The organism is Pseudomonas sp. S3_B08 (genome assembly GCF_054667725.1).
In genome coordinates this window covers 21395-36717 of sequence record NZ_CP162750.1, presented here as the reverse complement: position 1 = coordinate 36717, position 15323 = coordinate 21395, and the positions used below count along the sequence as shown (strand labels likewise).

Annotated in this window: 13 protein-coding genes; all 13 read right to left on the bottom strand. The window is 61.5% G+C overall.

Features of this window, described 5'->3' with window-relative positions:
* Nucleotides 1-135: 135 nt before the first annotated feature.
* On the bottom strand, nucleotides 136-465 hold the full coding sequence (locus tag AB4N73_RS00150) for a hypothetical protein (protein ID WP_095180465.1): 330 nt from the start codon (nucleotides 463-465) through the stop codon (nucleotides 136-138).
* Entirely contained in the window at nucleotides 462-1367 is a 906-nt protein-coding gene (locus AB4N73_RS00145) for an alpha/beta hydrolase (protein WP_460142770.1), read from the bottom strand. The genes AB4N73_RS00150 and AB4N73_RS00145 overlap by 4 nt, the downstream gene beginning before the upstream one ends.
* Before the next feature lie 152 nt (nucleotides 1368-1519).
* The gene (locus AB4N73_RS00140; protein ID WP_166554750.1) at nucleotides 1520-2770 is read right to left on the bottom strand and encodes a flavohemoglobin expression-modulating QEGLA motif protein; all 1251 of its coding nucleotides are present in this window, start codon (nucleotides 2768-2770) and stop codon (nucleotides 1520-1522) included.
* 221 nt (nucleotides 2771-2991) lie between these two features.
* Complete coding sequence (locus AB4N73_RS00135; RefSeq protein ID WP_252885431.1) at nucleotides 2992-3705, bottom strand: TetR/AcrR family transcriptional regulator; 714 nt, start codon at nucleotides 3703-3705, stop codon at nucleotides 2992-2994.
* Nucleotides 3706-3810: 105 nt separating this feature from the next.
* On the bottom strand, nucleotides 3811-5313 hold the full coding sequence (lysS, locus tag AB4N73_RS00130) for a lysine--tRNA ligase (RefSeq protein WP_024011743.1): 1503 nt from the start codon (nucleotides 5311-5313) through the stop codon (nucleotides 3811-3813).
* 79 nt (nucleotides 5314-5392) lie between these two features.
* Nucleotides 5393-6488, bottom strand: a protein-coding gene (prfB, locus tag AB4N73_RS00125; RefSeq protein ID WP_099758102.1) for a peptide chain release factor 2 whose coding sequence is annotated in 2 segments (ribosomal slippage) — nucleotides 5393-6415 and nucleotides 6417-6488 — 1095 coding nt in all. Because the reading frame shifts where the segments join, the coding sequence is not laid out codon by codon here.
* Between the two features lie 307 nt (nucleotides 6489-6795).
* Entirely contained in the window at nucleotides 6796-7797 is a 1002-nt protein-coding gene (locus tag AB4N73_RS00120) for a response regulator (protein ID WP_041478162.1), read from the bottom strand.
* Between the two features lie 48 nt (nucleotides 7798-7845).
* Nucleotides 7846-8856, bottom strand: coding sequence for a chemotaxis response regulator protein-glutamate methylesterase (gene cheB / locus AB4N73_RS00115; protein ID WP_150636279.1), 1011 nt, complete (start codon nucleotides 8854-8856; stop codon nucleotides 7846-7848).
* Nucleotides 8853-11123 (bottom strand): hybrid sensor histidine kinase/response regulator, encoded by a 2271-nt coding sequence (locus AB4N73_RS00110; protein WP_406228361.1) that lies wholly within the window; start codon nucleotides 11121-11123, stop codon nucleotides 8853-8855. The genes cheB and AB4N73_RS00110 overlap by 4 nt, the downstream gene beginning before the upstream one ends.
* Nucleotides 11120-11803: a chemotaxis protein CheW gene (locus AB4N73_RS00105; protein ID WP_150636275.1), complete on the bottom strand. Its 684-nt coding sequence runs from the start codon at nucleotides 11801-11803 to the stop codon at nucleotides 11120-11122. The genes AB4N73_RS00110 and AB4N73_RS00105 overlap by 4 nt, the downstream gene beginning before the upstream one ends.
* The gene (locus tag AB4N73_RS00100; RefSeq protein WP_460142769.1) at nucleotides 11800-13074 is read right to left on the bottom strand and encodes a CheR family methyltransferase; all 1275 of its coding nucleotides are present in this window, start codon (nucleotides 13072-13074) and stop codon (nucleotides 11800-11802) included. Before AB4N73_RS00100 ends, AB4N73_RS00105 begins: the two co-directional genes overlap by 4 nt.
* Nucleotides 13071-13607 (bottom strand): chemotaxis protein CheW, encoded by a 537-nt coding sequence (locus tag AB4N73_RS00095; protein WP_457264250.1) that lies wholly within the window; start codon nucleotides 13605-13607, stop codon nucleotides 13071-13073. Before AB4N73_RS00095 ends, AB4N73_RS00100 begins: the two co-directional genes overlap by 4 nt.
* Nucleotides 13607-15229, bottom strand: a complete 1623-nt coding sequence (locus AB4N73_RS00090) for a methyl-accepting chemotaxis protein (RefSeq protein ID WP_071174505.1) — start codon at nucleotides 15227-15229, stop codon at nucleotides 13607-13609. The genes AB4N73_RS00095 and AB4N73_RS00090 overlap by 1 nt, the downstream gene beginning before the upstream one ends.
* Between the last annotated feature and the right edge of the window lie 94 nt (nucleotides 15230-15323).

Genomic DNA, 15323 nt, shown 5'->3' with positions numbered 1-15323 from the left:
GCTCTAGAGATACATCGATCTGAAAGTGCTTTATTGAATCCATAATCGACACGGTCTCTCAGGTCGATGTATGGCGGAATACACCTCGGTCAGTCCCCTCTCCCAGTGGGAGAGGGGGAAAGTGATCCAGCAGAATCACTGCTCCAGCTTCTGCGGCGTCTCCTCCCCCATGCAGCGCACAGCCTTTTTCTGGCCATTGATCAACACACCGGTCAACCCTTTCTGCTCGGTATCAAACAACACCAGCACACCATCAATGCACTGCGCCACTTGCGGCGCGGGGGTCAGCGAGACTTTGTAGTCCTCGCCCGGCACCGTCTTGAGCATGGTGAATTCGCTGAGCAGCAATGCATCCTCCGGCTTGGCAAAGTGCAGGTAGCCGTAGTACCACAGCGCCCCGACGGTGCCGAGGATGCTGCAGATACCGGTGATGATCAGCGGGATGGCATTACGTTCTTCACTCATTGCGGGCTCTCATCTTCAGAATTCGGGGGCGGCGGATAGTTGGGGATTTCGCCGAGGCGGCGCAGGCCGTCGAAGTGTTCGGGATCATCAAGGTAGCGCAGCATGACCTGACGCCACACCGGGTCGCCGAAGGTTTGCACATGACCGCCACGGGTCAGCTGCAACACGCGCGGCGGCGGCGCCGCTTGATACAGGCGAATGCCGTTGGCCATCGGCACCAGCGGATCGTCGATGCTGTGGAAGATCAGCTTGGGCACGCCGGTCAGCTGCGCCATCGAGTTGATCGCGCTGTCGCCATCCGGCACCAGCCACGACAGCGGCACCTGCAACGGCCAGGTCAGCCACGAAGTGCTGAGGGCGAATTGGCCGACACTGCGATAACTGGCCGGCACACCATCCAGCACCAGGGCCTTGAGTTGTTTTTGCCGTTCCGGGTGCTGCGCCAGCCAATGCACCGACATCGCGCCGCCGAGGCTCTGCCCGAGCAGCACCAGCGGTTTGCCTTTGACCTCGGGCGCTTTGTCGAGCCAGGCGAACGCGGCGTCGATGTCCTGATAGATCGCCGGCAGGCTCGGCTTGCCCTCGGACAAACCGTAACCGCGATAGTCGACCAGCAGTACCTGATAGCCATTCTTCGGCAACCACCAGCTGCCGCCCAGATGCATCGGCAGATTGCCGCCGTTTCCGTGCAGATGCAGGACCGTGCCTTTGACCTCAACACCAGGTTTGGCTGGCAGCCACCAGGCGTTGAGCTTCAAGCCATCAGCGGTGTTCAGAGTGACAGTGCGGTATTCGAGTTTGGCTTTGTCCGGGGTGAAGATCTGGCCCGGTTCAGGGTAGAACAGCAGCGAACTGCAACCGCCGAGGGTCAAGAGCAGGCAAAGGATGCCGAGGATTCTCATCCGGTGAAACCTCGCAAAGAAGAGAACTGAACACAAATCAAACCTGTGGGAGCGAGCCTGCTCGCGAAAGCGGTGTATCAGCCGACATCAATGTTGAAGGTGAAATCGCATTCGCGAGCAGGCTCGCTCCCACAAGGGGTTCGGTGGTGGGTCTAGAGGATATTGGAGTAATCCGCCTCAATCCGGTCCAGGCTCAAATGGTTGAGGAAGTTGGAGAAACACATCCACGCCGACAACGCATTCAAGTCACGGAACTGATCCGGTAGATATTTCGGCGGCACCACCAGCCCTTCATCCACCAGTTGCCGCAAGGTTCGCATGTCTTCCAGTGTGGTCTTGCCACAGAACAACAGCGGAATCTGCTCGAGCTTGCCCTTGCGCACGGCCAACTGAATGTAGTTGTAAACCATGATGAAGCCCTTGAGATAGGACAAGTCTTTGGTGAATGGCAGACCGGTCGGCGTCGAGCCACGGAAAACCCGGCTGGCGTTGCCGTAGCTTTCGGCCATCTCGAAACCCTGCTCGCGGAAGAATTCGTAGATCTGCAAAAAGTCGGCGCCCTCTTCGACCATATGAATCGCACGGGTGCGGTTGGTCAGTTTGCGCAGGCGACTGGGGTAAGAAGCGAAGGTGATGATTTCCATCAGGATCGCCAGCCCTTCCTGGGTCACCGTTGACGAGGGCGGGCCTTTGGACAGGAAAGTGCAGATAGGCTGGTTCAAGCCATTGAGCGTAGTGCCGACGTGCACCAGACCTTCGTGGACTTCCAGTGCGCGCACGTCGCGGTCGTTGAACAGCGCATCCGTGCGGATCTTGATGTAGTCGGCGCCCGCCGCGGCGTCGGCGACGATGCCGTCGGACTCGAACACGCGAATGGTTTCTTCGGCCTCACCGAATACCTTGTTCAGTCGGGTTTGCAGCAGGTGCACCGCGTCTTTGGCGGTGAGGATTTTCGGTTCGTCCTTCAGATCGCCGCGCCCGTCGATGTTGTTCAGGTAATCGGACATCATCAGGCCGAGGTCGGCGAGGGTCGGGTCACCGGCGTGGAAGGCATCGGACGCCGCGCCGTACAACTCTTGCGAGATCAGACCGAAGTCCTCGGTGCCGCGCGCTTCGAGCATGCGCACGACCATGCGGTATTCCTTGCACATGCGCCGCATGATCTGCCCGACCGGGTTGAACTGGCCGAGCTGGCGGGTGATGTCGCGCTCGATGTTCTGGAATTCCAGTTTGACCTGGCTCGAATCGAACGACAGCGGGCGGTTGAGGTAGTAGTCGCGATCCACCGCCGGCATTTCCTTGCCTTTGGCCTTGAGAAAACCCTTGCGCACGTTGTCGTCCCACTTGACCGCATCGAGCACGCGGATCGGCGTCTGCGCCAGCACAATGCGATCGGACAACATGCGTATCGTCTGCTGGTAATCGTCCACCCGAAACTCCTGTAGAAAACGTGACGTGCTGAAACTCAGACTCTTGATCGTTCCCACGCTCTGCGTGGGAATGTCGCCCGGGACGCTCCGCGTCCCTTTTTGCTGCGTGACGCAGAGCGTCACAGGATGCATTCCCACGCGGAGTGAGGGAACGATCATCAACGGCTCGCTCCCGCAGGGTGTAGCGTGAAATGCTAGACCGACGCCAGCACCAGATGCATATACCGCGTCAGAATCCCGAGCATGTTCTCTTCGGCCAATGGCTCGGCGTCATTGAGCAGGCCCTGATATTCCATCCGGCCGATAATCGCCGTCAACACCTTGGCATCCTGCTGCGGTTCACGCGAGCCCAGTACCTGGAACAACTGGCAGGTGCCCTGCAACAGAATCTGCTGGTGCGAGCGCACCAGAATGGCCAGACGCGGGTTGAGCAGCGCTTCCTGGCGGAACGCCTGTTCGGCCATCAGATGCTCGCGGCGGTTGATCAGTTGCCGGTGCACGTAATCGGCCATCAACCGCGCGATGTCATCGGCCAATTGCGAGCGCGACTCCGGGCTGCCGTCGGCGCTGACCACCATTTCGCGCAGCAGACCTTCGTTATTGATCCACAACTTGGCCATGTATGCCGCGCTGCGTTCAACGTATTGGGCGAAGGTATCGGTGAGCAGGTCATCGATGTCCTTGAAGTAATACGTGGTCGCCGACAGCGGCACGCCGGCCTCTGCCGCGACCGCACGATGGCGCACGGCACGCACGCCGTCGCGCACGACAATGCGCATCGCGGCGTCGAGAATGTCCTGGCGACGCTGCTCACTGCCCTGTCGGCTGGCCTTGCGGCCCTGGTACTGAACACTTTCAGCGACCGCAGTGGCGATACCCGCTGCACCTTCTTGAGCTATTGCACCCATCACGACAGCACTTCCTCTGCTATTTGCAAATTAACCAATTGATACATTTGTACCAGACAGGCAATAAAAAGCCGCCTGTTTTAGGCGGCTTTTCAACTGAAACGTTTACGCTTGCGGTCGCATGTGCGGGAACAGGATCACATCGCGGATCGACGGCGAGTTGGTCAGCAACATCACCAGACGATCAATGCCGATACCTTCACCGGCGGTTGGCGGCATGCCGTACTCCAGCGCACGGACAAAGTCGGCGTCGTAGTGCATGGCTTCGTCGTCGCCGGCGTCCTTGTCGGCCACCTGCGCCATGAAGCGCTCGGCCTGGTCTTCCGCATCGTTCAACTCGGAGTAGGCGTTGGCGATTTCACGACCACCGATGAACAGCTCGAAGCGGTCGGTGACGTTCGGGTTTTCGTCATTACGACGGGCCAGCGGCGACACTTCGAACGGGTACTGAGTGATGAAGTGCGGCTGCTCCAGCTTGTGCTCGACCAGTTCTTCGAAAATCATCACCTGCAATTTGCCCAGACCTTCGAAGCCCAGCACCTTGGCGCCGGCCTTCTTGGCGATGGCGCGAGCCTTGTCGATGTCGTTCAGATCATCGGCAGTCAGCTCAGGGTTGTACTTGAGGATCGAGTCGAACACCGACAGACGCACGAACGGCTCGCCGAAGTGGAACACCTTGTCGCCGTACGGCACGTCGGTGCTGCCCAGCACCAGCTGCGCCAGCTCGCGGAACAGTTCTTCGGTCAGGTCCATGTTGTCTTCGTAATCGGCGTACGCCTGATAGAACTCCAGCATGGTGAATTCAGGGTTGTGACGAGTCGAAACGCCTTCGTTACGGAAGTTGCGGTTGATCTCGAAGACTTTCTCGAAACCACCGACCACCAGACGCTTCAGATACAGCTCAGGCGCGATACGCAGGAACATTTCCATGTCCAGCGCGTTGTGGTGAGTTTCGAACGGCTTGGCTGCGGCGCCGCCGGGAATGGTCTGCAGCATCGGCGTTTCGACTTCGAGGAAGTCGCGCTTCATCAGGAAGCTGCGGATGTGTGCGATCACTTGCGAACGCACGCGGAAGGTCTGGCGCACGTCTTCGTTGACGATCAGGTCGACGTAACGCTGACGGTAGCGCTGTTCGGTGTCGGTCAGGCCGTGGTGCTTGTCCGGCAGCGGACGCAGCGACTTGGTCAGCAGGCGCACGTTGGTCATTTCCACGTACAGGTCGCCCTTGCCGGAACGCGCCAGGGTGCCTTCGGCGGCAATGATGTCGCCCATGTCCCAGGTTTTCACCGCGGCCAGGGTTTCTTCGGACAGCGTCTTGCGGTTGACGTAGACCTGAATGCGCCCGGTCATGTCCTGGATCACCATGAACGAGCCACGGTTGAGCATGATGCGACCGGCAACCTTGACCGGGATTGCAGCCTCTGCCAGCTCTTCCTTGGTCTTGTCCGCGTACTGTTTCTGCAAGGCATCGCAGTAGTTGTCGCGGCGGAAGTCGTTCGGGAAGGCATTGCCCTTGGCGCGCTCGGCAGCAAGCTTTTCCTTGCGCAGGGCGATCAGGGAGTTTTCTTCCTGTTGCAGGGCTTGCGGGTCGAGTTGTAGGTCGCTCATGTCTTTAAGTATTCCATCAGGTTCGTTGCCCCCAGCCTTCGGCTGGGGATCGCGGGCGAGCCCGCTCCCACAGAGGGTGTTACAGGCCGGATTTCAGGCTCGCTTCCAGGTACTCATCGATGTCGCCGTCGAGCACCTTGTCGCAATCGCTGCGTTCGATGTTGGTACGCAGATCCTTGATCCGCGAGGCATCGAGCACGTAAGAGCGGATCTGGTGACCCCAGCCGATGTCCGACTTGGTGTCTTCCAGCGCCTGCGAGGCCGCATTGCGCTTCTGCATTTCCTGCTCGTACAACTTGGCCCGCAGCATTTTCATGGCGGTGTCCTTGTTGGCGTGCTGGGAACGCTCGTTCTGGCAGCTGACCACGGTGTTGGTCGGTACGTGGGTGATACGTACGGCCGAGTCGGTGGTGTTTACGTGCTGACCACCGGCACCGGAGGAACGATAGGTGTCGATCCGCAGGTCTGCCGGGTTGATTTCGATTTCCACCTTGTCATCGATCTCTGGCGAGACGAAAACCGCGGAGAACGAGGTGTGGCGACGGTTACCGGAGTCGAACGGGCTCTTGCGCACCAGACGGTGCACGCCGATCTCGGTACGCAGCCAGCCAAAGGCGTATTCGCCCTTGATGTGCACGGTCGCGCCCTTGATCCCGGCGACTTCACCGGCGGACAGTTCCATGATGGTTGCGTCGAAACCGCGTTTGTCAGCCCAGCGCAGGTACATGCGCAGCAGGATGTTGGCCCAGTCCTGCGCTTCAGTACCGCCGGAACCGGCCTGGATGTCCAGGTAGGCGTTGTTCGGGTCCATTTCATGGCTGAACATGCGGCGGAATTCCAGCTTGGCCAGATTTTCCTCGAGACGGGCCAGCTCGGCGACGACATCGCCCACTGCGCCTTCGTCGTTCTCTTCGACGGCCATGTCCAGCAGGTCGCGGCAATCGGCCAGACCGCCGTTCAGTTCGTCGAGAGTGTCGACGATCTGCGCCAGCGCGGCACGCTCGCGGCCCAGCTCCTGGGCGTATTCAGGTTTGTTCCAGACACTCGGATCTTCAAGCTCGCGATTGACCTCGGTCAGACGCTCATGCTTTTGATCGTAGTCAAAGATACCCCCGAATAGTTTCGGAGCGCTCGGACAGGTCCTTGATGGTGTTCAGGATCGGGTTGATTTCCATGACGGGCAGCACTCGTTGGCGAACTTTTGAAAGCCGGCGAGTATAACGTAAACAGGCTGTCGCGGCAGCCCGTCTGGCGGTGAATGGGCCGAGATTGCTGCCCTCACCCTAGCCCTCTCCCGGAGGGAGAGGGGACCGATCGGGGGATATTTGAAACATACGCCGAATAGAATGGCTTCACCGAATCCGTGATCGCCAAGCCTGAAGATCCATAATCGCTGCGATCTCTCAGGTCGATGTCTGGCCCGAGACACCTCGGTCGGCCCCCTCTCCCTCCGGGAGAGGGCTGGGGTGAGGGCAACGGCCGTTACTCGATCCCGACCTGATTGCGCCCATTGTTCTTGGCCAGATACAAGCCGCGATCCGCCGCCGAAATCAGCAGCCGGCAATCACTGCCCGCCTGCGGCACCATGGTCGCCAGACCAATGCTGATGGTCAGACTGGAGCCCTCGGCCGGCGTGTTATGCGGAATTTTCAGCGCCGCCACGGTCTGGCGCAGTTTCTCGGCCAACAGCCGCGCGCCGCCCGGCGAAGTGTTCGGCAGCACCAGCACAAACTCCTCGCCGCCGTAACGCGCCGGCAGGTCCGACGGTCGCGCACTGGCCTCGCGGATCGCCGTGGCGACCTTGCGCAAGGCTTCGTCGCCTTCAACGTGGCCAAAACTGTCGTTGTACGACTTGAAGTAATCGACGTCGATCATCAGCAATGACAGCTGCGTCTGATCACGCAGCGAACGGCGCCACTCCAGTTCCAGGTACTCGTCGAAGTGCCGTCGGTTGGACAGCCCGGTCAGGCCATCGGAGTTCATCAGCCGTTGCAGCACCAGATTGGTGTCGAGCAATTGCTGCTGGCTGACCCGCAACGCTCGGTACGCGGCGTCGCGTTGCAGCAATGTCATGTAGGACCGCGAGTGGTAGCGAATGCGCGCGACCAGTTCGATGGTGTCCGGCAGTTTCACCAGATAGTCGTTGGCGCCAGCGGAGAACGCCGCGCTTTTGATCAGCGGGTCTTCCTTGGTCGAGAGAACGATGATCGGGATGTCCTTGGTCGCCGGATGATTGCGGTATTCGCGCACCAGGCTCAGGCCATCGAGGCCGGGCATCACCAGGTCCTGGAGAATCACCGTCGGTTTGATCCGCACCGCCTGGGCGATGGCCTGCTGCGGGTCGGAGCAGAAGTGGAAGTCGATGTTTTCCTGATTCGACAGCCCACGGCGCACCGCTTCGCCGATCATCGCCTGATCATCCACCAACAACACCATGGCGGCGTTCTCGTCGGTTTTAATGTCGTCGATCTGTAAATCATTCATGAGCGGTCACCTGAGTACTGCGGGGGCCTGGATTGCCGATCAACCTGTTCATTTGGGGAAAATCTCCAGCAATCGTGGCGCTATCTTTTCCAGCGGGCGGATTTCCACCGCGGCATCGATTGCCGCGGCAGCCTTGGGCATGCCGTACACCGCACTGCTGTGCTGATCCTGGGCGATGGTCAAATAGCCCTGCTGGCGCATGAGCTTAAGCCCTTGCGCGCCATCGCGCCCCATCCCGGTCAATAAAACCCCGACCGCGTCACCGTTCCAGTAACTGGCAACGCTCTCGAAAAACACGTCGATCGAGGGGCGATAGATCTCGTTGACCGGTTCGGCGGTGTAGGCCAGCGTGCCGTTTTTCAACAGGCGAATATGGTGATTGGTCCCGGCCAGCAGCACCGCGCCACTTTGCGGCGGCTCGCCTTCACGGGCCAGACGCACATCGAGGCCGCTGGCGCTGGCCAGCCATTCGGCCATGCCGGCGGCGAACACCTGATCGACATGCTGCACCAGCACGATCGCGGCGGAAAAATCCTTCGGCAGGCCTTTGAGCAACACTTCCAGCGCCGCCGGCCCACCCGCAGACGAACCGATCGCCACCAGCCGCTGACGTGACGGCGAACTGCGCGGTGAACTCGGCGCCGGGCGCGAGCGCGGCGCCTTGTCGCCGATCAGCCAGCCGATGTTGAGGATCTTGCGCAACAACGGCGCCGCCGCTTCCTGGGCATTGCCGGCGCCGATCGCCGGCGTGTCGACCACGTCCAGCGCGCCGTGGCCCATGGCCTCGAACACGCGGTGCACGTTCTGCTGGCGGTCGACGGTGACGATGACGATCGCGCATGGGGTCTCGGCCATGATCCGCCGCGTGGCTTCGACACCGTCCATGATCGGCATGATCAGGTCCATCAAAATCAGGTCCGGCGTTTGTTCGGCGCAGCGTTGCACCGCCTCGGCGCCGTTGCTGGCGACCCAGATCACCTGATGCGCCGGCTCGAAGGCCAGCGCTCGGCGCAGGGCCTCCACCGCCAGGGGCATGTCGTTGACGATTGCGATCCTCATGCCCGCGCTCCCCCGATGAGCTCGACCACTGCATCGAGCAGGGCGTCGTCATGAAAACTGGCTTTGGCCAGATAATAGTCGGCGCCGGCGTCCAGTCCACGGCGGCGGTCTTCTTCGCGATCCTTGTACGACACGACCATCACCGGCAACGATTGCAGACGGTTGTCGCGGCGCAGCAGCGTGACCAGTTCGATGCCGTCCATGCGCGGCATGTCGATGTCGGTGATCAGCAGATCGAAGTTCTCCGAACGCAGCGCATTCCAGCCATCCATGCCGTCCACGGCCACCGCGACGTCATAGCCGCGATTGAGCAGCAGTTTGCGTTGCAGCTCGCGCACGGTCAGCGAATCGTCGACCACCAGCACCCGTTTGCGCGCCGCTTCGGCAGTTTGATTGCCGTGGCGGGCAATGCGCTCCAGGCGCCCGGTATTGAGCAGCTTGTCCACCGAACGCAGCATGTCTTCGACATCGACGATCAGCACCACCGAACCATCATCGAGCAAGGCCCCGGCGGAAATATCCTGAACCTTGCCCAGACGCTCGTCCAGCGGCAACACCACCAGCGTGCGCTCACCCACGAAGCGCTCGACAGCCACCCCATAAATCGCCTCGCGCTCGCGGATCACCACGACTTTCAGGGTAGCGCCATCGTTCTGACTGGCCGGGCGATTGAGCAACTGGCTCGCCGCAACCAGCCCGACATGCTGGCCTTCGTGCCAGAAATGCTGGCGTCCTTCGACCTGCACGATGTCTTCGGGGGCCAGATCGCACATGCGTTCGATGTGCGCCAAGGGGAATGCGTAAGCCTCTTCGCCGACTTCCACCACGAGGCTGCGTACCACCGAAAGCGTCAACGGCACCTCCAAATGGAAACGGCTGCCCTCGCCCGCCGTCTGCTCCAGCACCACGGCCCCACGCAATTGGCGGACCATATGCTGAACAGCGTCCAGGCCGACGCCACGCCCGGACACTTCGGTAACCTTGTCGCGCAGGCTGAATCCCGGCAGAAACAGGAAGGTCAGCAGTTCTTCTTCGCTCAATTGCGCTGCGGTTTCGGCTGGGGATAACTGCCGTTCGACGATGCTGCGGCGGACTTTCTCCAGATCGACGCCACCGCCGTCATCGCTGAGTTCCAGCACCAGCAAACCGGCTTGGTGGGAGGCGCGCAGACGAATCAGGCCTTCTTCGGGCTTGCCCTTGAGCAGGCGCTGCTCCGGGGATTCGATGCCGTGATCGACGGCGTTGCGCAGCAAGTGAGTCAGCGGCGCTTCGAGCTTTTCCAGCACATCGCGATCGACCTGGGTTTTCTCGCCTTCGATCTCCAGGCGCACTTGTTTGCCAAGGCTGCGCCCGAGATCGCGAACCATGCGCGCCTGCCCGCTGAGCACGTCGGCAAACGGGCGCATGCGACAGGCCAGCGCGGTGTCGTAGAGCACTTGTGCACGTTGGCTGGCCTGCCAGGCGAACTCGTCGAGTTCGGCGTTTTTCTCGCTGAGCAATTGCTGCGACTCGGCGAGCAAGCGCCGCGCATCTTCCAGTGACTCGAGCGCTTCCAGGCTCAGTGCGTGGTCCTTCAGGTGCACATTGAGATTTTCCAGTGCGCGCAGGCCATTGTTCTGCATGCGCTTGAGACGCTGCATGGTGGCCAGATGCGGTTTCAGCCGCTGGGTTTCCACCAGCGATTTGCTCGATAGATCGAGCAGGCTGTTCAGGCGTTCGGCAGTGACGCGCAAAACGCGCTCGCCGCCTTCGGTGGTGCGTTTGTTTTTGCGCGGGGTCGGTTCGGCGGGCTCGTCGACAATCGGCGCCGACACTATCGGCACTGGCTCGATCTGCAACTCGGCCATCGGTGGCGTGGCAACCACAGCGGCTGGCGCCGAAGGATCGAGCAGACGCCCCATCAGCGTCACGTAGGCTTCAATGTCCGTGGGTTGCGGCGCATTGGCCGGCGTGGCGATGCGCATCAGCAGGTCGGTGCCCTGCAACAACGCGTCGATGTGTTCGGGACGCAGCAACAAACGGCCTTCCTGCGCACTGACCAGGCAATCCTCCATGACGTGGGCGACGCTGACGCCGCTGTCGATGCCAACAATGCGCGCCGCACCTTTGAGCGAGTGCGCCGCACGCATGCACGACTCCAGCTGATCGGCCTGGGTCGGATTGCGCTCCAGCGCCAGCAGCCCGGCGCTGAGCACTTGGGTCTGGGCTTCGGCTTCGAGACTGAACAGCTCGAGCAGAGAGGCGTCGCGCATTTGCTCGGGGGTCATGTCAGGCTCCGGGTCACGGCGGACAACAGCTGTTCTTCATCCAGCCAGCGCAGGCTGCGACCGCGATATTGCAGAACGCCACGGGTGTACTTGGCACTGTTCTGCGCACCGGACTGCGACGCGGCGTCGAGGATGCGCTCGTCGATGGCATGAATGCCGTCCACTTCATCCACCGGCACCACCACCGGCCCGCCGTGCGCGGCGATGATCAGCATGCGTGGCATGATTCGCCCGCCGCTGACCGGCGCAACGCTGGCGCCGAGGTCGAGCAGCTCCACCAGCGACAGGCACGCGACCAGTGCGCCACGGACATTGGCCACGCCGAGCAAGGCCCGCGAGCGCTGGTGCGGCAGCGAATGTATCGCCTGCAACGGCGCAACTTCGACAAGCGTGCGCGTGGCCAGTCCGAGCCATTCCTCGCCGAGGCGGAACATCAGCAGCGAGCGGGTCTTGACGTCGGTTTCGACCTTGCTGACCACCGCTTCGCGCTGGTCCTGCTGCAACGAATAACGGTCGAGCAGGCGCGTGGCGGCGGCGGAATACACCGAACAGTTGCGGCAGTGAATATGCTCTTCCAGCAACGGGCAGGACTTGTCGCCATGAATGCCGATGCGGTTCCAGCAATCGTCGATGGCGCGGGCGTCTTCGTGGGTAACGTTCAAGGTGTCGGACGCGCTCATCGTTTACGCTCACTGTCGGCGGTGCGCCCGCTGCGGGCGGCGCGCTCCTGCAATCGTCGGGCACCCGCCGTATCGCCCTGAGCCTGCAGCAATACGGCCAGGTGCATCAGCGCTTCGGGGTGTTGCGGTTCGAGGTACAACGCTTTGCGGTAATACCCCTGGGCTTCGAGGCTCAACCCGGCGACATCGCTGAGCAGGCCCAGCCAATAGAACACCTGCGCCACGGGTTCATGGCTGCACAGATAGTGTTCGCACGCGGCGCGGGCCTCGGCGCTTTTGCCTTCGTTGGCCAGTGCAGCAATCTGCGCCAGCAGTGTTGCGGCGTCCGGGTCGGCAGTTTTTTTCGTCACCGGCAAAGCCGTCACGGCAGCGAACGGCCGATTGCGCACTGGCGCTGGCGGCGGCGCGCTGCGCAGTGGTTGGCTGACCGGCACGGCGACCGGTTTGGGCGTCGGCAGCGGTTCGGGGTGCGGCTCGCTATGGCGGCTGAAAGCGAACGACTGCGGGATGCCGATCGAGCGCATGCCCAAGCGCCCGAGCAGACTGCCCTCCGCCGGGCCGATAAACAGCACGCCGTCGACGTGGGTCAGGCGCTTGAGCACTTCGAACACCTGCTTTTGCGTCGGCTGGTCGAAGTAGATCAGCAGGTTGCGGCAGAACACGAAATCGAAGGCAGGCTCGGTCGCCAAAAGCGTCGGATCGAGCACATTGCCGACCTGCCAGCGCACTTGTTCGCGAACGTATTCGTTGACCCGGTGGCCGTCCTGCTCAGGCATGAAATGCCGATCGCGAAACTGCAGATCCTGCCCGCGAAACGAGTTCTTGCCGTAAACAGCGCGGCGCGCCTTGTCCACCGACAACGGGCTGATGTCCATGCCGTCGACCTTGAATTGATGCGGCTGCAATCCGGCATCAAGCAAGGCCATGGCAATCGAGTAGGGTTCTTCGCCGGTCGAGCACGGCAGGCTCAGAATTCGCAGCGCGCGCATATTATTGAGTTCTTTAAGCCGACCTCGCGCCAGTTTGCCCAGCGTCGCGAAAGATTCCGGATAACGGAAAAACCACGTTTCCGGAACGATCACCGCTTCGATCAGCGCCTGCTGCTCGTCCCGCGAGCCTTGCAACAGCTGCCAATATTCGTCGGCGTGGGCGGCCTGGGACAGGGTCGTGCGCTGGCGCACGGCACGCTCGATGATCGCCGCGCCCACCGACGCGACATCAAGGCCGATGCGTTCCTTGAGGAAATCGAAAAAGCGCTGCTCACTGCTCATGACTGCGCCTCAAGCTGCGCCGGATCACGCGGCGGATCGGGGAACAGCAAGCTGCGCACGGCGTCATCGAGCAAGTCATTGACCCGCACCCATTGCAGCAATCCCTGCGCATCCTCGCGCACCGGACCGAGGTACGGCGCCTCACGGTTGTCGAGGCCGTAAGGCTGGAAATCTTGCGGATGACAGCGCAGCGTGTCGGTGGCCTGCTCGAGAATCAGCCCGAGCCATTGCGCTGCTTGCGATTGATCCGGCTGATAATTGACCAGCACCAGCCGCGTGCTGGTGCGCGCCTCGGCGGGCTGACCGAAAGTGAGCGCGCTGAGATCGATCACTGGCACCACCGCCCCGCGATAGGCGAACACCCCGGCCACCCACTGCGGCGCCCGGGCAATCGGTTTCAGCGGCAGGCGCGGCAGCACTTCGGCCACTTCCGTGGCGCGCAGGGCGTAGCGTTCGCTGCCGATGCGAAACAGCAGGAACAGCGCCGGCTTCGCCACTGGCGCACTGCCTCGTTTGGCGATGATTTCGCTCATCAGACTTTGAATCGCGAAACGCCGCTGCGCAGGCCGACGGCCACCTGACTCAGTTCGTCGATAGCGAAACTGGCCTGACGCAGCGACTCGACGGTCTGGCTGCTGGCATCGCCCAACTGCACCAGCGCATGGTTGATCTGCTCGGCGCCAGTGGCCTGGGCCTGCATGCCTTCGTTGACCATCAGCACGCGCGGCGCCAGCGCCTGCACCTGATGGATGATCTGCGACAGCTGCTCGCCGACCTGCTGCACTTCCGACATGCCGCGGCGCACTTCTTCGGAAAACTTGTCCATGCCCATCACCCCGGCCGACACCGCCGACTGGATCTCGCGGACCATCTGTTCGATGTCGTAGGTGGCCACGGCGGTCTGATCGGCCAGACGCCGGACTTCGGTGGCGACCACGGCAAAACCGCGACCGTACTCGCCGGCCTTCTCGGCTTCGATCGCTGCGTTGAGCGACAGCAGGTTGGTCTGGTCGGCCACCTTGACGATGGTCACCACCACCTGATTGATGTTGCCGGCCTTCTCGTTGAGGATCGCCAGTTTGGCGTTGACCAGATCCGCCGCGCCCATGACCGAGTGCATGGTGTCTTCCATGCGCGCCAGGCCTTGCTGGCCGGAGCCGGCGAGCACCGAGGCCTGATCGGCAGCGGTGGACACTTCGGTCATGGTGCGCACCAGATCCCGCGAAGTCGCGGCGATCTCACGGGAGGTTGCGCCGATTTCGGTGGTGGTCGCTGCGGTTTCGGTGGCGGTGGCCTGTTGCTGCTTGGAAGTGGCGGCGATCTCGGTCACCGAGGTGGTCACCTGCACCGAGGAGCGCTGGGCCTGGGACACCAGCGACGTCAGCTCGGTCATCATGTCGTTGAAGCCGGTTTCGACCGCGCCGAATTCGTCCTTGCGATCAAGGTTCAGGCGCGAACTCAGATCGCCGGTGCGCATGATGTCGAGGATGGTCACGATGCGGTTCATCGGCGCCATGATCGCGCGCATCAACAGCAGACCGCAGAGGCCGGCAACCAGTACCGCGACCAGCAGGGAAATGACCATGCTGACTTTGGCCGTTGCGACCGCATCGTCGATGTTGGCCATGGCGTTATCAGCGACGACTTTGTTTTCGCCAATAATGTCGTTGAGTTTCATACGCCCGGTGTACCACGCCGGGGTCAGTTTCTCGTTGAACAGCTTGATGGCATCGGCTTCCAGATTGCGCTTGTGCAGGTCCAGCACGGCATCCTGAATCTGGATGTAGGTGTCGTGGTACTTCTCGAACAAGGCGAATTCGGAGCGGTCTTCATCGGTGGCCATGGTCTTGCGATAGTTGGCCATCTGCTCTTGCAGACGCGCCTCGAACGCCTTGTAGTCCGCTGCGTCTTCGCTGGAAACGCCCTGGCCTTCCTTGAGGCCGAGCAGCTCCTGGGTCTGCAAATAACTGTCGACCCATGCACCACGAATCATCGAGCTGTAATAGACGCCGGGAATGGCATCGTCGCGCACGCTGTTTTCACTGGCCTCGATTTTCAACAACCGCGAGTAGGACAGCACCACCATCAACAGCATGATGGCGATAATCACCGCAAAGCTCGCCAAAATGCGTTGGCGCAACGTCCAGTTCTTCACAGTGAATCCTCGTGCCTGATCGAAATGCGGGGAGTATAGCCGAGGGCGGTGTTTCATTTATAAGACGCTTTCGCTGGCAGTACTGTCCTTGTGG